This window comes from Candidatus Darwinibacter acetoxidans, assembly GCF_041936445.1.
In the GTDB taxonomy this organism is placed as follows: domain Bacteria; phylum Bacillota; class Limnochordia; order Darwinibacteriales; family Darwinibacteriaceae; genus DTU010.
The window spans coordinates 1-24,502 of sequence record NZ_JBHGXH010000211.1; the positions used below are offsets into that span (position 1 = coordinate 1).

A 24,502-nucleotide genomic window follows, 5' to 3' on the forward strand; every position below is an offset into this window, starting at 1 on the left:
CAATGCCCAAGCTGCGTCTGAGCTCTATCGGTAACACGATACGACCAAGGTCATCAACTTTGCGGATAATGCCTGTGGACTTCATGATCTCCCTCCTCACCTCGATCATAAAAAAACTTTTTTTGGCACATTTCATTATACCTGTTTTGGAAGGAGACGTCAATTTTTGTCAATACGATTTTGGGGCGTTCTTCAAGCACTCCCGGAGGGTATCTCCCCGCAGGCCAACCCTGGTTGACTCCAGGGTCAGAACATCGTGGGGCTGGACGTTGCCCAAGTTGACGTTGGGACCTAGGCGCACCAGGAGGTAGTTGTGCTGGCTGGTTTGGGGCGCCTCAATGATCAGGTGGCTGTGATCCCGCACCCCTTCCACCAGGGCCTGGAGCAGCGTTTCGTTGATTTTGCCCCGCTCATCGTAGATGCCCACCCCTTGGCCCGAGTCCCGCCCTTCTATGATCACCTTGTAGGCTCCGTGGGCCAGGTCGGCGAAGATTTGGTCCACGGCCCGGGCCGGATCGATCTTCACCGTCGGATCCTTTTTCCCGATCTCCGCGAGCACTCCAAAGCCTTCTTCCCTGGCCATCGTGATGTACTTCCTGCGCTCCTCCGGCGTTAGGTCGATGGTTCCTTCGGACACTTCCACGTAGGTGAAGCCCAGCTCCCGCGCCCTGTGAAAGAACTCCTTAGTGCATTTTTGGAAGACCGCAATTTCAAAGAGCGTGCCCCCGGGGTACACCTCGATGTTGTACTCTTTGGCCAGGGCGATCTTCTCCCGCATCAGCTTTGAGGGGTAGAGAGCGGAACTGCCAAAGGCGATCTTGAGGAAGTCAATGTGGTCCGCAGCCATCTCCATAAGATCAAGCGTTTCCCTCAGGCCCAAGCCCTTGTCGATGACCATGGTAATCCCGCTGGTCCGGGGTTTGACTAGCCGCCGCGTTTCCGGCAGTTCCACTACGGAATGCCATGCACCTCTGCTCACAGCCGTAGCCATAACGGTCCCTCCTAGGAAATTCGTCCTACTGTGCAGTCTATTCACTTACCGCCGGCGGTGTGATGGCAAAAAGTGCAGTGAGGGCCGCCAGGACTGCCAGGGCCGCGCTCCCCAGGAACATGGCCCAGGGCCCAAGTTCCATGGCCAGCCCGAAGGTGGGCGGACCGATGGCCACCCCGAAAAAGCGCACGGTTCCATAGAGGCAGGTGATGATGCCCCGGCGATCTGCGCTGGTGGCTCCGGTGATCAGGGAGTTGATGGGGGGCAGGACTATGCCGATGCCGAGGCCCAAAAAGAAGAGGACCAACATGTAGGGGAAAAGCTTCCTGAAGAGGGGCAAGAGTCCTAAGCTGAGGGCCACCGCGAACATGGCTCCGACGATGACGGGCTTCCACAGAGACTGCTTGTTGCTGAGGAAGAGCCCGCTCAAGTAGGAGGTTACGGCCATGGAGAAAACCGGCACCGCCAGGACAAATCCTTTGGTCAGGCCGAAGATGTGGTAGGTGGATTCTAAGATGTCCGATACATAGCTCAGCACGCCAAAAAGGAGGAAGAGCGCCACCATACCTACGAAGTAGCAGGCGAGGAGGTGCACTGCCTGGTCCCGGAACACCTCTTGCACTTTGCGCCAGTAGGCGCTGAAGCTGTCCTTGGAAAGCTTTTGCTGCTTTTCCGGTACCAAAAACCAGACCCCCAGCCCCACGGGGAAGGCCAAAAGGCCGTAGGCAAAAAACGGGGCGTACCAGGAGATCAGGGCAATGAGTGAGCCTAAAATGGGGCTGAGTACCTTCCCCAGGCCGTTGGCCGCCTCCAAAAGCCCCAAGGCCTTGGTGCGTTCGCTGCTTTGGAAGGTATCCCCTGTGAGGGCCATGGCCAGCTGATAGGTTCCGCCGGCCCCCGCGCCCTGCACCACGCGGCCCAACAGCAGCAGGTAGTAGGGCTGGCGCAGGGTTAAGGCCGCGAAGCCGCAGATCAGCCCCCCCAAGCCGTACACAAAAAGGGCGGGGACCATGATCGGCTTGCGACCGCAGCGGTCAGATAAAAACCCCGCCAGGGGTATGAGAATGCCGGCAGGAATGGAAAAGAAGGTAACGATGAGTCCTACCTGGAATTGGCTGAGGGCCATGGCCTTTTTCATCTGGGGCAGGACGGGGATCAGCATGGAGTTCCCCAAAACCATGACGAAGGGAACTCCACACAAAACGGCAAATTGCAGTGCAGTTTTCTTTTTCAAGGCCTTCCGCCTTTCTTTCCGCCTTGCTTTGCTTTTAGTATGATTGGAGTCAAAGCCTTCTACACTTGACAAAGCTTGGGATAATCGCTAAGATTGCAATAGCTGCATAGGTTAACGCCATGAATGGAAGAGTAGGTTTAGGAGTTCTCCCCAGAGAGTCAGGGGTGCTGCGAACCTGATGAGAAGGCCTAAACTGAAGATGATCCAGGAGCAGTGGGCTGAACTAGCAGTAGGCTCACCGGGAGGTCCCGATATCGCACCGCAACGAGGCCGCTGGCGCCACGGCGCGCCCTGCGGCGAAATTGGGTGGTACCACGTGAGCAGGAGCTCTCGTCCCGAGGGGATTGAGGGCTTTTTGATTTTAGGGTGAGGAGGATGGAACCGTGACAGCCAAGGAACGTTTTTACGTAACAACTCCCATTTACTACCCCAGCGACAATCTGCACATCGGCCATGCCTATACCACCACAGTGGCCGATTCCTTAGCCCGCTGGCATCGCTTCGCGGGACGGGACGTGTATTTTGTCACCGGCTCCGATGAGCACGGGCAGAAGATTCAGCGGGCTGCGGAGGCCAAGGGGGTCACGCCCAAAGAGTATGTGGATGTGATTGTGGCCTCGTTTAAGGAGCTCTGGGCCAAGCTGAACGTGGAATACGACGACTTTATCCGCACCACCGACGAGCGGCATCACCGGGCCGTTCAGGCGGTCTTCCAGAAGATCTACGCAAAGGGCGACATCTACAAGAGTGCCTACGAAGGCTGGTACTGCACTCCCTGCGAGACCTTCTGGCTGGAAAACAGGCTGGTGGAGGGCAACTGCCCCGACTGCGGCCGCCCTGTGGAGCTGGTGCAGGAGGAAAGCTATTTCTTCCGCCTTTCCAAGTACGCGGATCGGCTGCTCCAGTACATCGAGGAGCACCCCGAGTTCATCCAGCCCGAGACCAGGCGCAACGAGATGGTGAACTTCATCAAGAGCGGCCTGGAGGATCTGTGCGTTTCCCGCACCACTTTCAACTGGGGGATTCCCGTGCCCATGGCGGAGGGCCATGTCATCTACGTGTGGTTCGACGCCCTCACCAACTACCTCACCGCCCTCGGCTATCCAGAACCCAACGAGAAGCTGGAGAAATGGTGGCCTGCAGATCTGCACCTGGTGGGCAAGGAGATCATGCGCTTCCACACTATAGTCTGGCCCATCATGCTCATGGCGCTGGATCTGCCCCTGCCCAAGACCGTGTTCGGCCACGGCTGGCTGCTCTTTGACAGCGAGAAGATGTCCAAATCCAAGGGGAATGTGGTGGATCCCATGCTGCTCATTGAGGAGTTTGGCGTGGATCCCATCCGCTATTTCCTCTTGCGGGAAATCTCCTTCGGGCAGGACGGGAACTTCTCCCGCCGGGCCCTCATTGAGCGGACCAACGCGGATTTGGCCAATGACCTGGGCAACCTGCTCAACCGTACCCTGTCCATGCTCAACCGCTACTTCGCCGGGGTTGTTCCCCAGCCCGCGGCGGCACCCAATGCCGTGGATCAGGATCTCATAGATTACGCCCGGAGCCTGGGCCCTAAAGTGGACAGCTTGGTGAAGGAGCTCAAGATCAACGAGGCCCTGGCCAGCATTTGGAGACTGGTGGGCAAGGCCAATAAATACGTAGATGAACGGGCACCCTGGAATCTGGCCAAGCAAGAAAACAAAGATGAGCTGGGCACTGTAATGTACAACCTCCTGGAGACTTTGCGCATCGTGGCCCTTCTGGTGAAATCTTTCATCCCGGAGACTGGGGCCAAGATCTGGGCTCAGCTGGGCCTGGAGGGCATAGGGGAGAAAAGCCTGGCGGATACGGCCTGGGGCCTGTTGGAGCCTGGCACCCAGACCCGCAAGGGAGACCCCATCTTCCCCCGGATCGAGGTGGAAAAAGAAGAGGCCCCCAAGGAGCAGCCGAAGCAGCCGAAGGTGGAGAAGGCAGAGCCTGCGCAGCCGGAAGGCGTGCTCATCGGTATTGAGGATTTCATGAAGTGTGAGCTGGTGGTGGCGGAAGTCTTGGAGGCCGCCCCGGTTAAAGGCGCCGACCGTCTTTTGAAGCTGCAGGTGGACGTGGGCGCTGAAAAGCGGCAGATCGTGGCCGGTATCGCCCAGCACTACAAGCCTGAGGAGCTGGTGGGCCGGCGGATCATCGTGGTCAAGAACCTCAAGCCCGCCAAACTAAGGGGCGAGCTGTCCCAGGGTATGCTCCTGGCTGCCACGGCCCCCGATGGCAGGCTGGAAGTGGTCAGCGTATCTGCGGCCATTCCCGCCGGAAGCAGGGTGAAGTAGGATGAAGGGTTTGATCGACAGCCACGCGCACCTCAACGATCCCCGCTTTGCCCAGGACCTATCTGAGGTGGTGGAGCGGGCCAGACAGGCGGGGGTTACCGCCGTGGTCAATGTGGGCTACGATCTGCCTTCCTCCCGGGAGGCGGTGGAGCTCGCGGAGCGTTTTGAGGAGCTTTGGGCGGTGGTGGGCCTGCATCCCCACGATGCCAAGCTGTGGGATGGGGAGGTCCACCAGGCCCTGGGGGAACTGGCGGGACACCGGAAGGTTTTGGCCATCGGCGAAACGGGGTTGGACTACCACTACGACAACTCTCCCCGGGATGAGCAGCGGGCTGTGTTCCGGCAGCAGCTGGCCTTGGCGGATGAGCTGAAGCTGCCCGCGGTGATCCATTCCCGGGAGGCAGCCCAGGATACCCTGGAGATCCTTCGGGAATTTCCCCAGGTGCCCTGTCTGCTGCACTGCTATTCAGGGAGCCTGGAGATGGCCAAGATTTACGTGGAGATGGGCCACTACTTCTCCTTTGGCGGGCCCATCACCTTTCAAAATGCCAACCGACTGCGGGGGGTGGTGGCAGGGATACCCTTGGAGCGGATTCTCTTGGAGACGGACTGCCCGTATTTAACCCCCCATCCCCATCGGGGGAAACGCAACGAGCCGGCTTACTTAGGCCTAATCGCGGAGAAGCTGGCGGAGATTCACGGGGTGACTGTGGAGGAAGTGGTGCGGATAACCGCGGCCAACGCCAGACAGTTTTTCCGCATGCCGGGTGAGGAGGACACAAGATGACAGTAACTGCCTTAGTTGGCACCCAGTGGGGTGATGAAGGTAAGGGGAAGATCACCGATGTGCTGGCGGCCCAGGCGGATGTGGTGGTCCGCTACCAGGGCGGCAATAACGCGGGGCATACGGTGGTGGTGGGGGAACGCACCTACAAACTGCACTTGATCCCCTCGGGCATCCTCTCGCCGGGGACCACCTGCATCATCGGCAATGGGGTCGTGGTGGATCCCCAGGTGCTGTGTGGTGAAATGGAGTCCCTGCGCAGCGCAGGCATTTCCACCGCCAACTTATACATCAGTGAACGGGCCCACGTGATCATGCCTTACCACCGGGTCCTGGATGAGCTGGAAGAAGCGCATCGCGCGGTAAAAATCGGCACCACCGCCCGGGGAATTGGCCCCGCTTACGTCGATAAGTACCTGCGTATCGGGATCAGGATGCTCGATCTGACCAATCCCCAGCGTTTGGCAAGGCTTCTGGAGCAGGCGCTGGCGTTCAAGAACCCCCTGCTGCAGAAGGTGTACGGCCATCCTGGCTTCAGCAAGGAAGAACTTTTAGGCGAATACCTGGAGTACGGCCGCATCCTGGCGCCGCAGATCACCGACACTTCTCTGCTCCTGCAGAAGGCGCGGCAGCAGGGCCGCAAGATCCTTCTAGAGGGGGCCCAGGGTACGCTTTTGGACATTGATCACGGGACCTATCCCTTTGTCACCTCCTCCAATCCCACCGCGGGCGGAGCGGCTCCCGGTGCGGGTTTGGGCCCGAACCAGATCGATGAGGTAATCGGCGTGGTCAAGGCCTACACCACCCGGGTGGGTGAGGGTCCTTTCCCCACGGAACTGACCGATGCCACGGGAGACCTCATCCGCGAGCGGGGCAGGGAGTACGGTACCACCACCGGGCGGCCCCGGCGCTGCGGCTGGTTTGATGCGGTGATGGTGCGCTATGCCGCCAGGGTGAACGGGCTCACCGGTCTGGCCTTGACTCTGCTGGACGTTTTGGATGTGCTGGAGGAGGTCAAGGTTTGCGTGGCCTACGACTACCGCGGCCAGCGCCTGGAGCATTTCCCCACGGATCTGGATGTGCTTACGGACTGCAGGCCCATCTACGCCACTCTCCCCGGCTGGCAGCGGGCCACCGGCGCTGCGCGCAGCCGTGAGGAGCTGCCCAGCAAGGCCCAGGAGTATCTGGACTTCATTGCGGAGCAGGTGGGCTGTCCCATACAGATCGTCTCGGTGGGGCCCCGCCGGGATCAGACCATTTTCCTGTAGCCTAAGGTGAGCCCTTGACAAACCTACCGTTCTGCGCTATCATACTATCTGTAATCCCGTGAGCCATTAGCTCAGTCGGTAGAGCACCGGACTTTTAATCCGGGTGTCCCGCGTTCGAGTCGCGGATGGCTCACCAGAATGCCCCCATCGTCTAGCGGCCTAGGACATCGCCCTCTCACGGCGAAGACACCGGTTCAAATCCGGTTGGGGGTGCCAAATTGAAAGTGTCAGAGTTCAGCTGCGGCTGAACTCTTTTTGCATAAGAACCCTCCTTTTCACTCATATTATTGGCAAAGGAGGGACGAAGTGTGAATAGGACTGTAGGCTTAGTTATTGTGCTTTTGGTCGTTCTCGGTTTGGCCATCTACATAAACGCCCAGCGCAAGAGCGGAACCAACTGGCAGGATGGTACCTATGTGGCCAGATCGGATCCGGACGAACGGGGATGGTTTGGAGAGATCGAGATAGTTATCAAGGACGGGAAAATAACTGAGGTTAACTACGAGGAGTTGAATCAGGAAGGGCAGCGTAAGGACGAGAACTACCCCTATCCCGCGGGGCCCGAATCCCACGACGATTACGAACAGAGGTTGATCGATTCCCAAGACCCGGACAAGGTGGAAGCCATCTCCGGAGCTACCCAGACCCGGGATCGGTTTGTGGAAGCCGCCCAGGAAGCCCTCCGCAAGGCTGAAGAGGGAGACCAGTCCAGACCGCCGGCCATCATGCCCCGCCCGCAGCCCCCAGTGGAAACTGGCGGTACGAAGTGGCGGGATGGTACCTACACTGCCCGGACCGAATTCGACGACTATGGCTACTACGGCGAGATTGAACTGGTGATTGCCGATGGAAAGATTAGCGAGGTGCGCTACGACGAAAAGGATCGGGAAGGTAATCCCAAGGGAGAAGACTATCCTTACCCCCTGGGACCTGAATCTGAGGACAAGTATGAAGAGCAGCTTCTGGAAACCCAGGATCCAGAAAAGGTTGAGGTGATCACCGGGGCAACCCAGACCTGGGAGCGCTTTAAGGAAACAGCCCGTGAGGCCTTGCAGCAGGCCAGCGGGGAAGAAACGCCGGATCGGATGCAGCCCCAAACCCAGACGGGAACGGAAGGTTAGTAAGGGAACGGGAAAACCACCAGAGAAACAGAAAGGTGCAGCCTTCAGAAAGGAAGCTGCACCTTTTTATCTGAGTTCCAACCGGTAGTAGATGTCTCCGTCTCCATCGAGCTCCCCGCTGTCCACAAATCCCAGGGATGTGTAGAACTTGCGGGCTGCGATGTTATCTGGGCTGCAGGAAAGGACCACGGCCTCGGCTCTGCCATCTTGAAACGCCTTCATGATCTCCAGAAGCTGCAGCATGGCCTGGCGTCCATAGCCGCGTCCTTGGTATCTGCGATCGATCATCATCCGTGCCAGGTAAAACACGGTCTCGTCGTCTTCGGGGTCCTGTTCATCAGGGGGCTGGAAAATGGTGAGCACAAAGCCTACCATCTGCCCATGGGCGTAGATGGCATAGGGTAGCGGTACATCCCGGCCTTCCCTGCTTAAGGCATAGGCTTCCGCTAAGCTGTAGGCATTGGACGCAATGTGCTTCTTCTGGTCCTCAGCCACGCTTAGGCTCAGGCATTCCTCAAAGTTGTCCACGGAGATTTCCCTGAGGGTGACCATCGGCATCCCTTCCCTGAGCAGCAGGATAGAAAAAAGCTATACCCATTCCCCTTGAGTATAGCACGTTTTCAGGTGATGGAGCTGGCGGGGGGACTCGAACCCCCGACCTATTGATTACGAATCAATTGCTCTACCGGCTGAGCTACGCCAGCATAAAAATGGAGCGGATGACGAGGATCGAACTCGCAACCCTCGGCTTGGGAAGCCGATGCTCTACCATTGAGCTACATCCGCCTTTTCGCTTTTAATTATAGGCAAAACTAGCCGGGAAATCAAGGGGGGTATTGAAGGAAAATGCTCATCCGCAGGCGAAGTATTGGCAGCGCAGAAAGGTGTGGTTATCCTGGTGAAAAAGCGCATTTTCCATCTCGTGTTCCTTTTGACCCTGCTTTTGCCCTCACCGATCCTGGCCCGGGATTACATCGACATCTGGCCGGAAGGATGGTCGGAGGTAACCCCCCTCTTCACCACTAGTATATTTACCGACCGCTTTTTTGTTACCCACGATGCTCAGGGCACGAGCTTTCTCAGCGCGGATGGAACTTATTTTAAAGAAACGAACCTCACTTACCGCCGGGTTTACGCCGGTGCAATCCTCGAGGAAGTGGTGCTGCGCTCCCAGGTGGAGCTGGACAGCATCTTTTTAGGGCTGGGGGAGGGCGGCCGGCGCCATGTACTTTGGTTGGAGCACGGGCCCCAAGGGAGCAGCATCCAGCACACCAGCTTCGGCGTACCCTACGCACCTGAAGGTGTGCTTACAGTTTTGAGCGCGCCCAGCACCATCCAAGACCTCGCGGCAGATCAGGCCGGGGAAACGACCCATCTAGCCTGGTCGCAGCGGGATCGGTTTTTCCAGATCCGCTACACCCGCATCCAGGATGGGGAGATCGCCGCGGTGGAAACGGTCACCGATACGGAGGAGCTCTCCGTGCGGCCCAGTCTTGTGGTGGATTCCAGAGGCACTGTGCACCTGGCCTGGATGGAAACGGGGCCTGCCGGCGTAGAAATCAGATACAGCCGGCGGACGGAGGAGGGGTGGACCACCCCTCGGCGCGTTGGTGAAGGGTCTGTCCAGGACATCCAGCAGGGGGGCCTAATTGCCCTGGCCGCCTTCGGCGAGGAGGTGCACCTAGCTTGGGCGGCCCTGCCCCGGGGCTCCAGCCGCCTGCACATCTACCATGCCAGCATCAGCGCTGAGGGGGAGGTATCCCCGCCCCAGGTTCTCGCCCCAGGCAGCAAACCCCGCTTTGTCCAGGGAACCGACCGGCCTGAGCTGGTTTGGCAGAGCCCGGGAGCCTACGGCGTGGAGATTCACTATCTGCCCCCGGGCGAGGAGCCCATCAATCTCACCGTGGGGCGCCGGGGTGCCTTTCGTCCCGAGGCCTTTGCCGACGGGCAGTACCGCTATGTCTTCTGGCTCCATGCCAGCCCAGAGGGGGGCTATGAGGTTGTGGGGATCAACAACCAGTTCCCCAAAGCCCTCTCCCTGTGGCGCCAGATGGGCATCGATGAAGAAGCACCCTGGTACCATGTGGGTTTTCTCTTCCTCAGCACGCTCATGTTGAGCATGGTGTACACCGCAGCAAATTTGGGGGTAATCCTTCTAGCCGCGGGTTTGTACAGCCTGCTCCAGAAGGTGGAGCGCTACCGCAGGCAGCCCATCTGGTATCAGGTGGCCCTCTCGGCCGCTCTGCTTGTGGTGCTGCGCCGCCTGCCCTTTATTCCCGCAACCCATCCCCAGTTCTTTGGACCTCTGCACCACCTGCTCTGTGTGGCCACAGCCACCCTGGGGACCTGGCTGCTCTTGCATAGGGTCAGGCAGAGGGGGTTCCTGTTTACCATGGCTGCCTTGGTGATCTGGATGGTTCTATTCCAGTTTGCCGCGCTCATTCCCCAGAACATTTTGCTGTAGGGAGGCTTGTCGATGCGAATCAAACCTGGTTGGAAGGCTTTAGCCGGAGCAGTCTTGGCCCTTGGGGGGAGCATGGCGTTGGTTTTAGCCAGCTTCGCCCTGGCCGGTTTTCCCTTTAAGACGGAAATTCCGGCCCTCGTCATCTGGGGCGAATGTGCCTTCCTTCTGCTGCTCTTGGCCCTCCCGCTATTTCGCTAACTTCTCGATGATGGCCATGATTTCCCCGATCTTGGCATCGACATCATCTGTGTGCATGGCTTCCCGCACGCAGGTGTTGATGTGATCCTGGAGGATCTGGGTGTTGACCGTGCGCAAAATGGCTTGGGTGGCCAGGATTTGATTGGAAATGTCCACGCAGTAGCGGTCCTCTTCCACCATGCGCAAAAGCCCATCTAACTGGCCCCTGGCTGTCTTGAGCAGCCGGGTTATTTTTTCGCTATCGCTTCTCATCGGCCGAAAAGCCCCTTCTTGTCCCGGATGGCCACAACCTCATAGCCCGCATCGGTGACGGCGTTTCTGACCGCCTGCTCGTCCCAGCTCCCAGCCACGGTGAGCACGGCCTGCCCCTTCTTGAAGCTGACTTCGGCGGTGATTCCCGGCAGGGCATTGAGGGCCTTTTCCACCCGGTTTTGACAGTGCTCACAGCTCATACCTTTGATCTCCACGACTTTTTTCATCTGCAACACACTCCCATGTCTTAATTTGGCTTAAACTTCCTCAAGCGCAGGGCGTTGGTCACCACAAAGATGGAACTCAAGCTCATGGCCGCGGCCGCGTACATGGGGCTCAGCCTCCAGCCGAAGAGGGGGTAGAAGAGCCCAGCAGCCAAGGGGATGCCTAAACTGTTGTAGAAAAAGGCCCAGAACAGGTTTTGCTTGATGTTGCGCAGGGTGGCTTTGCTCAGCTTGATGGCGGTAACCACATCCCGCAGATCGTTTTTCACCAGGACAATATCGGCTGACTCCAGGGCCACGTCGGTACCGGCCCCGATGGCGATGCCCACATCGGCCCGGGCCAAGGCGGGGGCGTCGTTCACACCGTCACCCACCATGGCCACCTTTTTGCCCTGCTCCTGCAGGCTGTGGATTTCCCGCTCTTTATCTTCCGGCAGCACTTCGGCGCGCACCAAGCGCAGTCCCAGCTCCTTGCGGATGGCCTCGGCTGTGCGTCTGTTATCCCCGGTGAGCATGACCACATCCACCCCCAGCTGCTGCAGCTCCGCGATGGCCCCAGGGCTGGAGGGCTTAACCAGGTCAGCGGCGGCAATGAGGCCCAAGATGCGCCGTGTATCCGCGAAGTACATGGGGGTCTTGCCCTGTTCCGCCAGCTCATCCGCCTTGGCCTCGAATTCACCCAGGTTCACCCCTTGTTCCTGCATAAAGGCGAGATTGCCCGCCAGATAGGTCTGTCCGCCCAGGCGGGCCTGGATGCCCCTGCCGGGTACGGCCAAAAACTCTTCCACCGGCGCAAGTTCAAGGCCAGCTCGGTTCGCTTCCGCCACGATGGCTTCCGCCAAGGGATGTTCAGAGGGCTTTTCCAGGGAGGCGCCGATTTGCAGAAGCTCCTCTGGGGTCAGTCCCGGAGCAGGGATCACATCCGTAACCTGGGGTGTGCCCGCGGTGATCGTTCCCGTTTTGTCCAGGACCACCGTGTCCACACTGTGGGCGGTTTCCAGTGCCTCCGCCGACTTGATCAAAATCCCGTGGAGGGCGCCCTGGCCCGTGCCCACCATGATGGCCACCGGGGTGGCCAGTCCCAAGGCGCAGGGGCAGGAGATGACCAGCACCGCCACGGCGGTGGTGAGGGCGAACTCAAAGGGGTAGCCCAAAAGCAGCCAGATAACAAAGGATACAAGGGCGATGGCGATCACCACGGGCACGAAAACAGCGCTGATTTTATCCGCAAGTTTGGCGATGGGAGCCTTGGAGGCCCCGGCCTCTTCCACCAGGCGGATGATCTGGGCCAAGGTGGTGTCATCGCCAATGCGCGTGGCTTGGAACTTGAAGGAGCCCGCCTTGTTCAAGGTGGCGGAAATCACCTGATCGCCCACGGTTTTGGCCACCGGTATGCTCTCACCAGTGATGGCGGACTCATCGATGGCGGAACTGCCTTCCACGATGATGCCATCCACGGGTATGCTCTGCCCCGGGCGGATCACGATGATATCTCCCACGACCAGATCCGCCACGGGAACTTCCACTTCGGCGCCGCCGCGGATTACCGTGGCCGTTTTGGGGGCCAGGTCCATCAGCCGGGCGATGGCATCGCTGGTGCGGCCCTTGGAGCGGGCCTCCAGGAACTTACCTAAAGTGATCAGCGTCAAGATCATGGTGGCTGATTCGAAGTACAGATCGTGGCTGTATCTAGCCACCACTGCCCACTCTCCGTGGCCCAGCCCATAGCTGATGCGGAAGAGGGCGAAGATGCCGTAGGCCACAGCCGCTCCAGAGCCGATGGCAATGAGGGAATCCATGTTGGGGCTCCTCCGACAGAGGGTTTTCAGCCCCATCTGGAAGTAGGCGCGGTTCACATACAGCACGGGCAGTGTCAGCAGAAGCTGCACCAGGGCCATGGTTGCGGCGTTTTCCAGGCCTAAGAGAAAAGAGGGAAGGGGCAGGCCCACCATGGGGCCCATGGCTACGTACATCAAAAGAACCATGAACACCAAGGAGATGACCACCCGTGTTTTCAGCTGGGCGATTTCATCTTCGATACCGCCTGCCGCCCGGGCCTGGGTTTTCTCCCCGGCAGCGGAAGCCGGCGCCGCCAAGTAGCCCGCATCGCTTACTGCGGTAACAATCTGGCTTGGTTCCAGCAGGTTTTCATCGTATTCCACCACCATGCTGTTGGACAGAAGATTTACGGTCACGGAGCTTACCCCTTCCACCTTGCCCACGGCCCTTTCCACCGCGGCTGAGCAGGCGGCGCAGGTCATTCCGGTTACTGTATATTTCTCTTTCTTCATCTCGTTCACTCCCCACTACACCCCCGGGGGGTGTCGTTGAGTTCAGTGTACAGGATTAGGGTGTGCACTGTCAAGGTCGCTCACGCAAAAAAACAGAGAAGCAGTGTGCACTGCTCCTCTGTGGTGGAGTGTCCTTTAGAGTCTGCCCACCAGTTCAATGCCGGGCCGCAGGGTCTTTGCCCCTGGGCGCCACTTCGCCGGGCAGACTTGATCGCCGTGCTCCGCCACATACTGGGCAGCCTGCACTTTGCGCAGGAGCTCCGCGGCGTCCCGGCCGATGCTGTTATCGTTGATCTCGTAGGAGACAATTCTGCCTTGGGGATTGATGATGAAGCTGCCCCGCAGAGCCATACCTTCATCTTCGATGTAGACTCCGAAGTCCCGGCACAGTTGGCCTGTGGGGTCGGCCAGCATGGGATATTTGACCCGCTTGATGGTATCGGAAGCATCATACCAAGCCTTGTGCACAAAATGGCTGTCGGTGGACACGGAGTAGATTTCGGTGCCGTTCTTCTGGAACTCTTCGTAAAGGTCTGCCAAGTCGCTCAGTTCAGTGGGGCAGACAAAGGTGAAGTCAGCGGGGTAAAAGACGAAGACGGACCAGTGGCCCAAGACATCTTCTTTACTTACGTCTTTGAACTCCCCGTTGTGAAAGGCCTTGACCTTAAAGTCGGTGATTTCTTTGCCGATTAAAGACATGCAGATCCCCCTTGAATAGTATGGTAATGAGTATCGTTAGCATTTATTATACTGGGTTCTGGGCCGCTGTCAAGACTGTTCCGCCCATTTTATGTGGGACTCTGCTCGGCTTCCAGCCCCCAGGCATTTTACGCAAGGCTGTTCTTGATTTTTCCCCCGGCAGCTGATATAATTGTTTCGTCATAAGGTGCGCCTATAGCTCAGAGGATAGAGCACCGGCCTCCGGAGCCGGGTGCGCAGGTTCGAGTCCTGCTAGGCGCGCCATATCTTTTGCCAACAACTGCTCTCCGTCCCGGGGAGCTTTTTTGTTTGGGCAGGAATTACCAGGCAGCTGTCCAAGTAATAGGGCAGCGGCCCTGCAGACTAAGGTGTGAAAGGGAGGACTGAGATGACAGCCAAGATCATCGATGGTAAAGGCATTGCCCAGGAGATCCGGGCGGAGCTGGCCCGTAAAGTAGCGGAACTCACTGCCCAGGGCAAAACCCCGGGACTGCATGTGATTCTGGTGGGCGACAACCCCGCCTCCAAGGTGTATGTCCGCAACAAACAGCGGGCCTGTGAAGAAGTGGGGATCAGCTCCACTGTACACCGCCTGGCGGAGGAGACTACCCAGGTGGAGCTTCTGGGTTTGATTGAGGATTTGAACAACGACGAGAAGGTGCACGGCATTTTGGTGCAGCTGCCCCTGCCCGGGCACCTGGACGAAGAAGCGGTGATCAACGCCATCTCCCCAGAAAAGGATGTGGATGGCTTCCACCCCCTAAATGTTGGTAAGATGTACATCGGCACAGGGGGTGTTGTGCCCTGCACCCCGGCGGGCGTGTTGGAACTGGTAAAGCGCACAGGGGTGCCCATTGCCGGTAAGCACGTGGTGGTCATCGGGCGCAGCAACATCGTGGGTAAACCCGCGGCTTTCCTGTTCCTCAAGGAGAATGCCACGGTGACCATCTGCCATTCCCGCACGGCCGATGTGGCCGCTGAAGCCCGCCGGGCGGATATCCTGATCGCGGCTGTGGGGCGGCCCCAACTCGTGAAAAAGGACTGGGTGAAACCGGGGGCAGTGGTTATCGATGTGGGCATCAACAGGGTGGATGGCAAACTCGTGGGAGATGTGGATTTCGAGGAAGTGAAAGAAGTGGCCGGAGCCATTACTCCCGTGCCGGGAGGCGTGGGCCCCATGACCATCGCCATGCTGCTTAAGGCCACGGTGGAGGCGGCGGCTAGGGGCTAAAGGGCTGGGCGAATTGCCGCATCACCGTAACCAGGTGCCGGGCCTGGGGGATCCTCCCCTGGGCGGGGATCACCCAGCCGAAGGTCTTGCGGAAGGGTTGCGCTTCCCAAAAGGGAGCAAAGCAGTTTTCCCAGGTGGGTCCTTCCAACTTGTCCCAGAGGGGAGCCAAGGCCAGGGCCCCGTGGAGCTCAGCGGCCAGTTCTTCTTCCACCACAGCCAGGTCCACCAGGCGGCTGCGCCAGGCCTGCAGCAGCTCCTCTTTGGAGCTGGCATGCTCTACTCTCCAGGTTAAGCCGTTGGCCCGCAGCTCAGGCTCCAGCCAGTTTTGCAGCGCTGCGAACTCCGCAGCGCTGCTGTGGATCCACAGGGTCAGCTCCCCCGGGGGCGGCGGTGCCACCATCACCTGGGCGGCCCAAAAGGGGAGAAAAACCAGGGGCAGAAGCGCCAGGGCCAAGACCGCGGCGATGAGCAGCGGGTGGCTGGAGGCCGGAGGCGGATCGTATTTGGGCGGGCGCGGGTTTTTTTCCTTCTCCCGCTTGGCTTCCAGCGCCTCTTTTTTGGTGCGGATGTACTTTTTCTGTTCCTCTAGATAGTCCCGGTAGCTCAAGATCTGACCCCTTTCCTTTGGCCTTGCTAGTATGTCCCAAGGCGGGGGAGGATATTGACCGGGCGCGTAGTATACTAAAAACGATAGGATAATTTCATACCCGGATTGGTGCCGCGCTGCCGCCCAGGCGGCCAGGCGGAGAATAGGGAAGTTGGGCTCGGCAACGAGAAACCACGCGGTCCCGCCACTGTATACAGGGAGCGGTCCATAGAATCCACTCACTCATGTGGGGAAGGAATGGATGCGCGATGATCTGGGAGCCAGGAGACCTGCCAATTCGGAAGCTTGGAGGACCATCTTTCGCGGAAAGGAGGGTACCGTTTTTTGTTCTCCCTAGCGACGGTGTCCTAGGGTGTTATTCTTTTCTTGAGGAGAGATGAGCAATGAGAAAGAGTTTGGCCTTAGCCTTGGTCCTGGTGTTCAGCCTCACCATGGCAGCCGCGGCTGCTCCCCAGCGCATCGTATCTCTTGCGCCCAGTATCACTGAAAACCTCTTTGCCCTGGGCGTTGGTGAACGGGTCGTGGGGGTGACCAGTTGGTGCACCTATCCCGAGGAGGCCCAATCCCGGACGGTGGTGGGGGATGCCCTCAATCTCAACCTGGAAGTGCTGCTCAGCCTGGAACCTGACTTGGTGGTGGGCGATGCCACCTTGGTCCAGGGCCACCTGGAAACACTGGAAAGCTTAGGCATTCCCACTTTCGTCATCGCACCCTCCACCATTGCTGAAGTGGAGGCCTCTTTGGTGGAGCTGGGGGCAGTCGTGGGCGTTCCCCAGCGCGGGGAGGAACTGGCCCGGGCCATGGAAGCAAGGCTTCAGGAACTGGTGGGGGGCATAGAGCGCAGCTTTAGGCCCCGGGTGTGGATTGAGATCTGGCACGATCCCCTCATGACCGCGGGCCCCGGCAGTTTCCTGCATGAACTGGTGGAGCTGGCCGGAGGAGAAAACATCGCGGGGGATGCGGATAACCCCTGGCCTGTGTTCAGCGAGGAGCTGGTCATTGAAAGGGATCCGCAGGTGGTGATCCTCACCAGCTACAACCTGGAGGAAGCCCTCAGCAGGCCCGCCTGGCAGGCCACCAGCGCCTTCAAGAATGGCCATGTCTACGAAGTGAACCCCGACATCTACTCCCGGTCTACTCCCCGCATCTTGGATGCCTTAGCTGAACTCATCGCCATTTTGGATGAGACCCGGCCATGAGGAGGGTGCTGCGCCGCGTAGGAGGCGCTCTGTTTCTGCTCTTCACCGCGGCGGTGGTGGCCACCGCCTTGGGCTCCGTGAACATCCCCCTCGCCCATGTGCTGGGGATTTTGGCGGCGCGGCTGCCCGGCCTGGGGGAGCTGATCGAGCCTGGTTGGTCCCCTGCCCACGAAGTGATCGTACTGCGGGTGAGGCTGCCCCGGGTGCTTTTGGCCCTGGTTGTGGGCGGGGGCTTGAGCGTGGCGGGGGTTTTGTTCCAGGGAAGCCTGCGCAACCCCCTGGCTGACCCTTACGTCATCGGCGTTTCCGCGGGGGCCTCCCTGGGCGCCGCCGTGGGGCTGCTCTTGGTGATTCCCCGGGGGATTGTGGGGTATGGCTTTCTGCCCCTCTTTGCCTTCGCCGGAGCGGTATTGGCTACCCTGGCCGTGTCCCGCCTGGGGCAGCGCCGGGGCAGGCTGGAGCCCACGAGTCTCCTTTTGGCCGGCGTGGCCCTTGGGGCTTTTCTCACCGCGGTGGTCTCGCTGCTCATGGTCCTGCGCATCGAAAACCTGCAGGATGTGTACCTGTGGCTCATGGGCAGCCTCTCGGGGCGGACCTGGAGCCATGTGTCCATGGCCGCTCCCTATGTATTCCTCGGTTTGGCTTTGGCCCTGTGGCTGGCCAAGGACTTGAACGTGTACCTTCTGGGGGAGGAGGCCGCCCACAGCCTGGGCATCGATGTGCAGAGGGTGCAGCGCTTAGTGCTGCTCATCGGTTCCCTCATGGCCGCGGCCTGCGTGGCGGTCTCGGGTGTAATCGGCTTTGTGGGTCTGATGGTACCCCATGCCCTCCGTTTGATCGTGGGTGCGGAGCACCGGAGGCTGGTTTTCCATTCCCTCTGGGCCGGCGCTGTCTTCTTGCTCTTGGCTGATACCTTGGCGCGCACTGTCTTTTCGCCCTTGGAGATTCCGGTGGGGATTATCACCGCCTTCGTAGGCGGCCCCTTTTTCATCTACCTGTTGAAAAGAGGTTCGGATTTCCATGGCTAAGCTGCATTTAGCAGAGGTCACCTACGCCTATTCAGAAGAGCCGGTGGTGCGCGCCCTCACCCTCAGCCTGGAGTCTGGACGGTTTTACGGCGTGGTGGGCCCCAACGGAGCGGGAAAATCCACCCTGCTGAAACTCATGGACGGCTACATCCGGCCCCAACAGGGTGTGGTCTACCTCAACGGCCGGGATCTGCGCAGCTACAGCCTGGCGCAGCTGGCCAGGGAGATCGCCCTCATTCCCCAAACCTCTTACTATTTCCCCTTCACCGTGGAAGAAATGGTACTTTTGGGGCGCACACCCTTTTACTCCCGCTGGGGAGCACCCAGCGCGCGGGATCGGCGCATCGCCCAGGCCAGTATGGAAATCACCGGCGTGGCCCAGCTGGCGGGGCGCCTGGTGAGCGACCTCAGCGGAGGGGAAAGGCAGCGGGTCACCTTGGCCCGGGCCTTCGCCCAGGAAACCAAGGTGTTGCTCCTGGATGAGCCCACCAACCATCTGGACCTGGAGCACCAGATCAGCACCTGCCGCCTGCTTAAGGAGAGGAGCCGGCAGGGGGTTACGGTGGTGGCGGTGCTCCACGATTTGAACCTGGCGGCCAGCTTCTGCGATCACATCTTTGTACTGGATCAAGGGAGGCTGGTCCAGGAGGGTCAGCCTGGGGAAGTGTTCACCCCCGAGCTGATTGCTCAGGTGTTCCGCGTGGAGGTGCCCACCCTTCGCCATCCCCTCACCGGGCGGCCGATTATCGCACCATAAAAGGGAAGCTGCGCGGTTATACTACCAGCAGGGAGCAGCAAAGGAGGATGAGGGATGGTGAAATGGCGCGCCGTGATGGCCGCGGCCCTGCTGGTACTGGCTGGTTTGCTCCTCTGGTCCGTTTTTTCCCCGCCGGAGATGCCCTTAAGTGAACCTGAGGTGGAATCTGAGGAGCCCAAAGGCAGCTGGGAAGAACCTGTGGTGCAGGTGGTGCAGCAGGTGGGCCCCAGCACGGTGAAGATCGAAACCACTAGGGAAGTCTTGGTGGATCAGTTCTTCTTCCAGCAGCTGGAGCGGAGGCAGGGTATCGGGTCTGGGGTAATCTACAGGGAAGATGGATATATCCTCACCAACCACCATGTGGTGGCAGGTGCTGAACAGATTCGGGTACAGCTGGCGGACGGCCGTTCCTTTACCGGCACGGTGGTGGGGGGAGATCCCCTCACTGATCTGGCGGTGGTGAAGGTGGAAGCCCAGGGACTGCCTGTGGCCTCCTTCGGCGATTCCAATGAACTGCGGGTGGGGCAGGGCGTGATCGCCATCGGCAACCCCCTGGGGCAGGATAACACGGTGACAACGGGGGTGGTGAGCGCCCTGAATCGGGACCTTTTGGTGGACCCCAGGGAAAACCGTTACCTGGAAGGGATGATTCAAACGGATGCGGCCATCAACCCGGGCAATTCCGGGGGACCGCTCATCGACTACCGGGGCCAGGTGATCGGCGTGACCACAGCCATCATTGAACAGGCCCAGGGCATCGGTTTTGCCATCCCCTCTTCCACAGCCAAAGCCATCGGCGATCAGATCATCTCCCACGGCAGACCCCTGCGCCTGGGAGTGCTGGGGGGTTCTCTGACACCCGCCCTGGCCCAGAGCATCCGGGAGCAGACCGGTATGGAGCTGGCCGTGGAGCGGGGCGCCTTTATCACCAGGGTGCTGCCGGACACCCCGGCAGAGGCCGCTGGTTTGGCCCAGGGGGATGTGATCACCGCGGTGAACGGCCAGGAGATCGCCGGCATGCGGGAGCTGAGGGATGCAGTCCAGCAAGGGGGATTCGGCGGAAAGCTCCAACTGGCCTTCTACCGGGGGGCCAGCCGGCAGCAGGTGGAAGTTACGTTATAGGAAAGAGCAGCTGAATGTCTGCCGCTGGGAACAAGCGGACTTGGGCTCAGTCTGCTTCTTTTTTTTCGCCTGGTTGTGTGTTATGATACTTATACGGCTTATGCATTTTCTGGCAAGGGAGTCAAATTATGTATGTAGTGTGCAGCGAGCATTTGGAACAAGCCATCGATGAGTTCGTGGATGTATACGAAATGCCCCCGGATCTCTACGAACTGGAGGAGGTCTCCTTAACTGACTGGACAGCGCCTACACGCTGCACTTTTTGTGATCGTCCTCCCAAGTACTTGGTGGTTTAGGGGGGTAGGTCGGTGCATGTTCAGATTGTCGCGGTAGGCAAGCTTAAGGAGCAGTACTTGGTCCAGGGCATAGAAGAGTACAAAAAGCGCATGGGCCGCTACGGGCGTCTGGAGATCCTGGAGGTCAAGGAAGAGAGCTTTACCGAGCCCCTGAGCGACAAGGAGATCCAGGAGATCCTCCGCCGGGAAGGGGAACGGATCCTCAAGGAGCTCAAGCCGAGAAGCTTTGTGGTGGTACTGGATCGGGGTGGACGGGCCCTCTCCTCCGAGGAGCTGGCGGAGGAGTTTCAGCGGGTGGCCCTGGGCGGCACCAATCAGCTGGTGTTTGTGATCGGAGGCTCCTGGGGTCTAGACGAGCAGGTCCTGCAGCGGGCAGACCTGGTGCTCTCCTTTTCCAAGTTCACCTTCCCGCACCAGCTTATGCGTTTGATCCTATTGGAACAGGTCTACCGGGCGTTTACCATAATTAATAAGGAAAGGTACCACAAATGAACTGACAAAAGGAGGTGTGTCCATGCGCTGGAACAAGATTTCTGATGCGGTCATTAGACGCCTGCCGCTCTATCTCCGTGTCCTGGATGAGCTGGCCAACGAGCAGGATGTGACTTTGATCTCCTCGCAGGAACTGGGCGTGAAAGCGGGGGTGGGCCCGGCCCTGGTGCGCAAGGATCTGGCCTGGTTTGGCGAGTTTGGTAAGCAAGGTGTGGGGTATGAGGTCGGCTTTTTACGCAACGAACTGAGGAAAATTCTCAATCTGGAACAGGAGATGGCGGTGGCCCTGGCTGGAGTGGGCAGCCTCGGCGAAGCGCTGGTCCGCTATCATCTCAAGCGCTATGCCGACAACGACAGCTTTAACCTGCGTCTAGCAGCCCTTTTTGACAGTGATCCAGCTAAGGTGGGAACCTCGGTGGAAGGGATCCCCATCTCCTCCCTGGAAGAGATTCCCCGGAAAGTGGCAGAGGAGCAGATCAGGATCGCGGTGCTGGCGGTGCCCGCGGATGCAGCCCAGGATGTGGCCAACCGCTTTATCCGGGCGGGGGTGAACTGCCTCCTCAACTATGCGCCGGTGAAGCTCATGGCTCCCGACACGGTGCAGGTCGCCAGCGTGGATCTGTCCCTGGAGCTGCAGCGCCTTGCATACTACGTTCCCAAACCAGCGAACTAGGTGAGGAGGCACGGGATTGACAGAACGGATTGATCTACTTGTTATGGGAGGAGGCCCGGCCGGCTATGCCGCGGCTATTCGCGCCAGCCACTTGGGGAAAAACGTGGTGATTGCCGAGCGTCAAAGGCTCGGCGGAACCTGCCTGAATCGCGGCTGTATACCCACTAAGGCCCTCTTGGAGAGTGCCCACTTCTACGCGGGGTTGAGTTCCGCGGGCCTCCACGGCGTGGAGCTGGAGGTCAAGGGCCTGGATTACGGTCAGGTGATCAAAAACAAAGACCAGATCGTCCAAGGCCTAGTCAAGGGCCTGGAGTTTCTCTTGGACAAGCGGCGGATCAGGGTGCTGGCAGGCCAGGCGCGCTTCCTGCCCTCGGGAGAAGTGCAGGTGGGGGAGGATGTCTTCCAGGCCGACCATGTGCTGGTGGCCACGGGGACCGAACCCCTGGAACTGCCCGGCCTGGAGGCGGACGGCCAGGTTGTGGTGAACAGCGATCAGCTCCTGGACCGCCCTGCGTTACCGGAATCTCTGGTGATTGTGGGGGGCGGGGTGATTGGCTGCGAGTTTGCCACTGTTTTCGCTTCCTACGGAGTGGAAGTTACCGTGGTGGAGCTGCAGGATCGCATCCTGCCCATGGAGGATGTGGAGATCAGCAGGGCTCTTACCCGTGAGTTCAAAAAGCGCCGGATCAAGGTGCTGACAGAAGCGAAGGTCCTTGGGGTGGAACGGGGCCAGGGAGCTCAAGTTACCATTGAGCAGAAAGGTCGCAGCGTCGAGCTTGCCGCGGATCTCGTTTTGGTCTGCGTGGGCCGCCGGCCGGTACTGCCTGAAGGTTTCCCCGGGGAGCTGGATGCCCGGGGCTATGTGCGGGTTAACGAGCGCTTCCAGACATCGGTGCCCCATGTCTATGCCGCCGGAGACGTTATCGGCGGAGTGCAGCTGGCCCATCTGGCCTTTGAGGAAGGCTGGGCGGCTGTGCACAACATGTACGGACAGCCCGCCAGGCAGGAGTGGTTCGTGCCCGCCTGCGTGTACACCAAACCGGAGATCGCCTCGGTGGGTCTAACGGAAGAGGAGGCGCGCCGGCGCGGCGGCGAAGTGATCACGGCTAAGTACTCCCTGAAGGGCAACGGCAAAGCTGTGATCGCGCGGGAAGACTCTGGTTTTGTCAAGTTCGTGGCCGAGCCCGGGGGGAGGGTACTGGGCGTGCACATCATCGGTCCCCAGGCCACCGAACTGATCGCCGGAGCGGCGCTGGCCCTGGAACAGGGACTCACCCTCCAGGATTGGGCCCAGGTGATCTACCCCCATCCCACCGTTTCCGAGTCCATAAAGGAGGCGGTACTTTCCGCCCTGGGCTGCGGACTGCACTCGCTGTAGGCCAAGGCGATGCCAGGATAGGAAATATAGATGTTGAGGAGGAAGAGCGATGCTAAGTGACATTGAAATTGCCCAACAGGCCAAGCTGCGCCCCATTACCGAAATTGCGGCGAAGCTTTCTCTGTCGGAAGACGATATTGAGCTGTACGGGAAGTACAAAGCCAAGGTGAGCAATGCGGTCTATGATCGGCTGAAAGACAAACCTAGCGGGAAGCTGATCTACACAACCGCGATCACCGCCACCCCCGCAGGTGAGGGTAAGACGGTGACCACCATCGGACTCACCCAGGCCCTGGGGAGATTGGGCAAAAACGTGGCGGCCTGCATCCGGGAACCATCTTTGGGTCCCACCTTCGGGATTAAGGGCGGCGCCGCCGGCGGCGGTTATTCCCAAGTTGTGCCCATGGAAGATATCAACCTCCACTTTACCGGGGATATCCATGCGGTGACCACAGCCCACAACCTGCTCGCGGCCATGCTGGACAATCACATTGCCCAGGGCAATGCCTTGAACATCGATCCCAAGCGCATTGTGCTCCGCAGGGTCCTGGACATCAACGACAGGCAGCTGCGGAATATCGTGATCGGCCTGGGCGGCCTGGGCGATGGCTATGTGCGGGAAGCCGGCTTTGACATTTCGGTAGCTTCGGAAATCATGGCCATTTTGTGCCTGGCCAGCGATCTCCAGGATCTCAAGGAGCGGGTTGGCCGGATGCTGGTGGCCTATACCTACGATCGCAAGCCCGTTTACGCCCGGGACCTGAAGGCGGAAGGCGCCATCGCCGTGATCATGAAGGATGCCATCAAGCCCAACTTAGTGCAGACCCTGGAAGGCCAGCCGGTGTTCATCCACGGCGGACCCTTTGCCAACATCGCCCACGGCAACAACAGCATCATCGCCACCCGCCTGGCTTTGAAGCTGGCCGACTACGTTGTGACCGAGGGCGGTTTTGCCTCTGACTTAGGTGCCGAGAAGTTCTTCGACATCGTCCACGGCTATTCCGGCCTGAAGCCCGACGTGGCGGTGCTGGTGGTTTCGGTGCGGGCCTTGAACATGCACGGCGGAGTGCCCAAAGAAGAGGTGCAGGTGACCAATTTGGAGGCTCTGCGCAAGGGCTTGGCCAATCTCGACAAGCATGTGGAAAATCTCAAGAAGTTCGGCCTGCCCATCGTCGTGGCCATCAACCAGTTCCCCACGGATACACCTGAGGAGCTGGAGCTGGTGCGCCAGCACTGTGCGGAGCTGGGTGTGCGCAGCGCCATTTCCCAAGTGGTGGCCAAGGGCGGAGCAGGCGGCGAGGAACTGGCTAAAACAGTACTGGAGGTTCTGGAGAGTGAACCGGCCCAGTTTGAGCCCCTCTACGACTGGAAGCTGCCCATTAAGTCCAAGCTGGAAATTCTGGCTAAGGAGATCTACGGGGCGGATGATGTGGTCTACACGCCCAAGGCTGAGCGGTCCATCCGGGATCTCACCAAGCTGGGCTATGGAGAGCTGCCGGTGTGCGTGGCTAAGACGCAGCACTCCATCTCGGATAATCCCAAGCTCAAGGGAGTGCCCAAGGGCTGGAAGCTGACCATCACCGATGTCCGCCCGTCGCTGGGAGCTGGCTTTTTGGTGTGCTTAGCAGGTGATATCATGACCATGCCAGGTCTACCCGCCAAGCCCGCCGCGGAGAATGTGGACATCGACGCGGAAGGCCGGATTACAGGCCTGTTCTAGGGCTGAGCTCTGCTGGGCGGGGCTAAAAAGTGGTTGTACATTACACGGACAAGTGATATACTAACGGAGAATGGTAGTGCAGCTCTGCACAGCCGGTTTTTTCCCCTATAGGAATTCCTATGGGGGAGTTTCTTTAGTTAGGGAGGGCACTGAGATGA

22 protein-coding genes, 5 tRNA genes, 2 pseudogenes, 1 riboswitch and 1 other annotated feature are annotated in these 24,502 nt (G+C 59.5%); of the genes and pseudogenes, 19 read left to right on the forward strand and 10 right to left on the reverse strand.

The window, feature by feature from the left end:
- From ACE4YL_RS08035 to ACE4YL_RS08045, 3 genes and pseudogenes are all read right to left on the reverse strand, one after another.
- Positions 1-85: pseudogene (locus ACE4YL_RS08035) on the reverse strand (AbrB/MazE/SpoVT family DNA-binding domain-containing protein); the annotation flags it as partial.
- An 84-nt stretch (positions 86-169) separates the two neighbouring features.
- Complete coding sequence (gene comA / locus ACE4YL_RS08040) at positions 170-991, reverse strand: phosphosulfolactate synthase (protein ID WP_461358661.1); 822 nt, start codon at positions 989-991, stop codon at positions 170-172.
- A gap of 37 nt (positions 992-1,028) precedes the next feature.
- The gene (locus ACE4YL_RS08045; protein ID WP_461358660.1) at positions 1,029-2,225 is read right to left on the reverse strand and encodes an MFS transporter; all 1,197 of its coding nucleotides are present in this window, start codon (positions 2,223-2,225) and stop codon (positions 1,029-1,031) included.
- A gap of 110 nt (positions 2,226-2,335) precedes the next feature.
- Positions 2,336-2,566, forward strand: a binding site (T-box leader).
- 42 nt (positions 2,567-2,608) lie between these two features.
- On the opposite strand from ACE4YL_RS08045, the gene metG reads away from it, so the two are divergent.
- From metG to ACE4YL_RS08075, 6 genes are all read left to right on the forward strand, one after another.
- Positions 2,609-4,540, forward strand: a complete 1,932-nt coding sequence (metG, locus tag ACE4YL_RS08050) for a methionine--tRNA ligase (RefSeq protein WP_461358659.1) — start codon at positions 2,609-2,611, stop codon at positions 4,538-4,540.
- 1 nt (position 4,541) lies between these two features.
- Positions 4,542-5,327: a TatD family hydrolase gene (locus ACE4YL_RS08055; protein WP_461358658.1), complete on the forward strand. Its 786-nt coding sequence runs from the start codon at positions 4,542-4,544 to the stop codon at positions 5,325-5,327.
- Positions 5,324-6,592 carry an adenylosuccinate synthase gene (locus ACE4YL_RS08060; RefSeq protein WP_461358657.1) on the forward strand — a complete coding sequence of 423 codons (1,269 nt, stop codon included), beginning with the start codon at positions 5,324-5,326 and terminating at the stop codon, positions 6,590-6,592. Before ACE4YL_RS08055 ends, ACE4YL_RS08060 begins: the two co-directional genes overlap by 4 nt.
- Before the next feature lie 60 nt (positions 6,593-6,652).
- A tRNA-Lys gene (locus ACE4YL_RS08065) sits at positions 6,653-6,728 on the forward strand.
- A 4-nt stretch (positions 6,729-6,732) separates the two neighbouring features.
- Positions 6,733-6,808 (forward strand) — tRNA-Glu (locus ACE4YL_RS08070).
- Between the two features lie 92 nt (positions 6,809-6,900).
- Positions 6,901-7,713: an FMN-binding protein gene (locus ACE4YL_RS08075; RefSeq protein WP_461358656.1), complete on the forward strand. Its 813-nt coding sequence runs from the start codon at positions 6,901-6,903 to the stop codon at positions 7,711-7,713.
- A 66-nt stretch (positions 7,714-7,779) separates the two neighbouring features.
- Here ACE4YL_RS08075 and ACE4YL_RS08080 read toward each other — a convergent pair whose 3' ends face one another.
- The 3 genes from ACE4YL_RS08080 to ACE4YL_RS08090 form a co-directional block, all read right to left on the reverse strand.
- Positions 7,780-8,265: a GNAT family N-acetyltransferase gene (locus tag ACE4YL_RS08080; RefSeq protein WP_461358655.1), complete on the reverse strand. Its 486-nt coding sequence runs from the start codon at positions 8,263-8,265 to the stop codon at positions 7,780-7,782.
- 76 nt (positions 8,266-8,341) lie between these two features.
- Positions 8,342-8,417 (reverse strand) — tRNA-Thr (locus tag ACE4YL_RS08085).
- A gap of 7 nt (positions 8,418-8,424) precedes the next feature.
- Positions 8,425-8,499: transfer RNA gene (locus tag ACE4YL_RS08090), tRNA-Gly, on the reverse strand.
- Between the two features lie 82 nt (positions 8,500-8,581).
- On the opposite strand from ACE4YL_RS08090, the gene ACE4YL_RS08095 reads away from it, so the two are divergent.
- Entirely contained in the window at positions 8,582-10,177 is a 1,596-nt protein-coding gene (locus ACE4YL_RS08095) for a hypothetical protein (RefSeq protein WP_461358654.1), read from the forward strand.
- Positions 10,178-10,189: 12 nt separating this feature from the next.
- Positions 10,190-10,375, forward strand: a complete 186-nt coding sequence (locus ACE4YL_RS08100) for a hypothetical protein (protein ID WP_461358653.1) — start codon at positions 10,190-10,192, stop codon at positions 10,373-10,375.
- Here ACE4YL_RS08100 and ACE4YL_RS08105 read toward each other — a convergent pair.
- The 3 genes and pseudogenes from ACE4YL_RS08105 to ahpC all read right to left on the reverse strand — a co-directional run bounded on the left by ACE4YL_RS08105 (position 10,364) and on the right by ahpC (position 13,841).
- The gene (locus tag ACE4YL_RS08105; RefSeq protein WP_461358652.1) at positions 10,364-10,627 is read right to left on the reverse strand and encodes a metal-sensing transcriptional repressor; all 264 of its coding nucleotides are present in this window, start codon (positions 10,625-10,627) and stop codon (positions 10,364-10,366) included. The genes ACE4YL_RS08100 and ACE4YL_RS08105 overlap by 12 nt on opposite strands.
- Positions 10,624-13,142: pseudogene (locus tag ACE4YL_RS08110) on the reverse strand (heavy metal translocating P-type ATPase). Before ACE4YL_RS08110 ends, ACE4YL_RS08105 begins: the two are co-directional and overlap by 4 nt.
- Before the next feature lie 135 nt (positions 13,143-13,277).
- Positions 13,278-13,841, reverse strand: coding sequence for an alkyl hydroperoxide reductase subunit C (ahpC, locus tag ACE4YL_RS08115; RefSeq protein ID WP_461358651.1), 564 nt, complete (start codon positions 13,839-13,841; stop codon positions 13,278-13,280).
- Positions 13,842-14,030: 189 nt separating this feature from the next.
- On the opposite strand from ahpC, the gene ACE4YL_RS08120 reads away from it, so the two are divergent.
- Together ACE4YL_RS08120 and folD are read left to right on the forward strand one after the other, a co-directional pair.
- Positions 14,031-14,105 (forward strand) — tRNA-Arg (locus ACE4YL_RS08120).
- A gap of 124 nt (positions 14,106-14,229) precedes the next feature.
- Entirely contained in the window at positions 14,230-15,072 is an 843-nt protein-coding gene (folD, locus tag ACE4YL_RS08125; protein WP_461358650.1) for a bifunctional methylenetetrahydrofolate dehydrogenase/methenyltetrahydrofolate cyclohydrolase FolD, read from the forward strand.
- Here the strand turns inward: folD and ACE4YL_RS08130 are convergent.
- Positions 15,062-15,679 carry a hypothetical protein gene (locus ACE4YL_RS08130; RefSeq protein WP_461358649.1) on the reverse strand — a complete coding sequence of 206 codons (618 nt, stop codon included), beginning with the start codon at positions 15,677-15,679 and terminating at the stop codon, positions 15,062-15,064. The genes folD and ACE4YL_RS08130 overlap by 11 nt on opposite strands.
- An 89-nt stretch (positions 15,680-15,768) precedes the next feature.
- Positions 15,769-15,970, forward strand: a riboswitch (cobalamin riboswitch).
- Between the two features lie 92 nt (positions 15,971-16,062).
- Between ACE4YL_RS08130 and ACE4YL_RS08135 the strand changes: the two genes are divergently transcribed.
- The 9 genes from ACE4YL_RS08135 to ACE4YL_RS08175 all read left to right on the forward strand — a co-directional run bounded on the left by ACE4YL_RS08135 (position 16,063) and on the right by ACE4YL_RS08175 (position 24,344).
- Positions 16,063-16,878, forward strand: a complete 816-nt coding sequence (locus tag ACE4YL_RS08135) for an ABC transporter substrate-binding protein (RefSeq protein WP_461358648.1) — start codon at positions 16,063-16,065, stop codon at positions 16,876-16,878.
- Positions 16,875-17,906, forward strand: coding sequence for a FecCD family ABC transporter permease (locus tag ACE4YL_RS08140; RefSeq protein ID WP_461360375.1), 1,032 nt, complete (start codon positions 16,875-16,877; stop codon positions 17,904-17,906). The genes ACE4YL_RS08135 and ACE4YL_RS08140 overlap by 4 nt, the downstream gene beginning before the upstream one ends.
- Complete coding sequence (locus tag ACE4YL_RS08145; RefSeq protein WP_461358646.1) at positions 17,899-18,663, forward strand: ABC transporter ATP-binding protein; 765 nt, start codon at positions 17,899-17,901, stop codon at positions 18,661-18,663. Before ACE4YL_RS08140 ends, ACE4YL_RS08145 begins: the two co-directional genes overlap by 8 nt.
- Positions 18,664-18,717: 54 nt before the next feature.
- The gene (locus tag ACE4YL_RS08150) at positions 18,718-19,785 is read left to right on the forward strand and encodes a S1C family serine protease (RefSeq protein ID WP_461360376.1); all 1,068 of its coding nucleotides are present in this window, start codon (positions 18,718-18,720) and stop codon (positions 19,783-19,785) included.
- A gap of 128 nt (positions 19,786-19,913) precedes the next feature.
- Positions 19,914-20,081, forward strand: coding sequence for a CxxH/CxxC protein (locus ACE4YL_RS08155; protein WP_461357822.1), 168 nt, complete (start codon positions 19,914-19,916; stop codon positions 20,079-20,081).
- A gap of 12 nt (positions 20,082-20,093) precedes the next feature.
- Complete coding sequence (gene rlmH / locus ACE4YL_RS08160) at positions 20,094-20,573, forward strand: 23S rRNA (pseudouridine(1915)-N(3))-methyltransferase RlmH (RefSeq protein WP_461357821.1); 480 nt, start codon at positions 20,094-20,096, stop codon at positions 20,571-20,573.
- Positions 20,574-20,595: 22 nt separating this feature from the next.
- Positions 20,596-21,246, forward strand: a complete 651-nt coding sequence (locus ACE4YL_RS08165) for a redox-sensing transcriptional repressor Rex (protein WP_461357820.1) — start codon at positions 20,596-20,598, stop codon at positions 21,244-21,246.
- 16 nt (positions 21,247-21,262) lie between these two features.
- On the forward strand, positions 21,263-22,624 hold the full coding sequence (gene lpdA / locus ACE4YL_RS08170) for a dihydrolipoyl dehydrogenase (protein WP_461357819.1): 1,362 nt from the start codon (positions 21,263-21,265) through the stop codon (positions 22,622-22,624).
- A gap of 49 nt (positions 22,625-22,673) precedes the next feature.
- A complete protein-coding gene (locus ACE4YL_RS08175) occupies positions 22,674-24,344 on the forward strand; it encodes a formate--tetrahydrofolate ligase (RefSeq protein ID WP_461360377.1) in 1,671 nt (556 codons plus the stop codon).
- The last annotated feature ends 158 nt before the right edge of the window (positions 24,345-24,502 follow it).

Excerpts from the sequence above, each read along its gene's own strand:
- comA (WP_461358661.1), bottom strand. The coding sequence starts at position 991 with ATGGCTACGGCTGTGAGCAGAGGTGCATGGCATTCCGTAGTGGAACTG.
- ACE4YL_RS08055 (WP_461358658.1), top strand. The coding sequence starts at position 4,542 with ATGAAGGGTTTGATCGACAGCCACGCGCACCTCAACGATCCCCGCTTT.
- ACE4YL_RS08060 (WP_461358657.1), top strand. The coding sequence starts at position 5,324 with ATGACAGTAACTGCCTTAGTTGGCACCCAGTGGGGTGATGAAGGTAAG.
- ACE4YL_RS08080 (WP_461358655.1), bottom strand. The coding sequence starts at position 8,265 with ATGGTCACCCTCAGGGAAATCTCCGTGGACAACTTTGAGGAATGCCTG.
- ACE4YL_RS08100 (WP_461358653.1), top strand. The coding sequence starts at position 10,190 with ATGCGAATCAAACCTGGTTGGAAGGCTTTAGCCGGAGCAGTCTTGGCC.
- ACE4YL_RS08105 (WP_461358652.1), bottom strand. The coding sequence starts at position 10,627 with ATGAGAAGCGATAGCGAAAAAATAACCCGGCTGCTCAAGACAGCCAGG.
- ahpC (WP_461358651.1), bottom strand. The coding sequence starts at position 13,841 with ATGTCTTTAATCGGCAAAGAAATCACCGACTTTAAGGTCAAGGCCTTT.
- folD (WP_461358650.1), top strand. The coding sequence starts at position 14,230 with ATGACAGCCAAGATCATCGATGGTAAAGGCATTGCCCAGGAGATCCGG.
- ACE4YL_RS08135 (WP_461358648.1), top strand. The coding sequence starts at position 16,063 with ATGAGAAAGAGTTTGGCCTTAGCCTTGGTCCTGGTGTTCAGCCTCACC.
- ACE4YL_RS08140 (WP_461360375.1), top strand. The coding sequence starts at position 16,875 with ATGAGGAGGGTGCTGCGCCGCGTAGGAGGCGCTCTGTTTCTGCTCTTC.
- ACE4YL_RS08145 (WP_461358646.1), top strand. The coding sequence starts at position 17,899 with ATGGCTAAGCTGCATTTAGCAGAGGTCACCTACGCCTATTCAGAAGAG.
- ACE4YL_RS08150 (WP_461360376.1), top strand. The coding sequence starts at position 18,718 with ATGGTGAAATGGCGCGCCGTGATGGCCGCGGCCCTGCTGGTACTGGCT.
- ACE4YL_RS08155 (WP_461357822.1), top strand. The coding sequence starts at position 19,914 with ATGTATGTAGTGTGCAGCGAGCATTTGGAACAAGCCATCGATGAGTTC.
- ACE4YL_RS08165 (WP_461357820.1), top strand. The coding sequence starts at position 20,596 with ATGCGCTGGAACAAGATTTCTGATGCGGTCATTAGACGCCTGCCGCTC.
- ACE4YL_RS08175 (WP_461360377.1), top strand. The coding sequence starts at position 22,674 with ATGCTAAGTGACATTGAAATTGCCCAACAGGCCAAGCTGCGCCCCATT.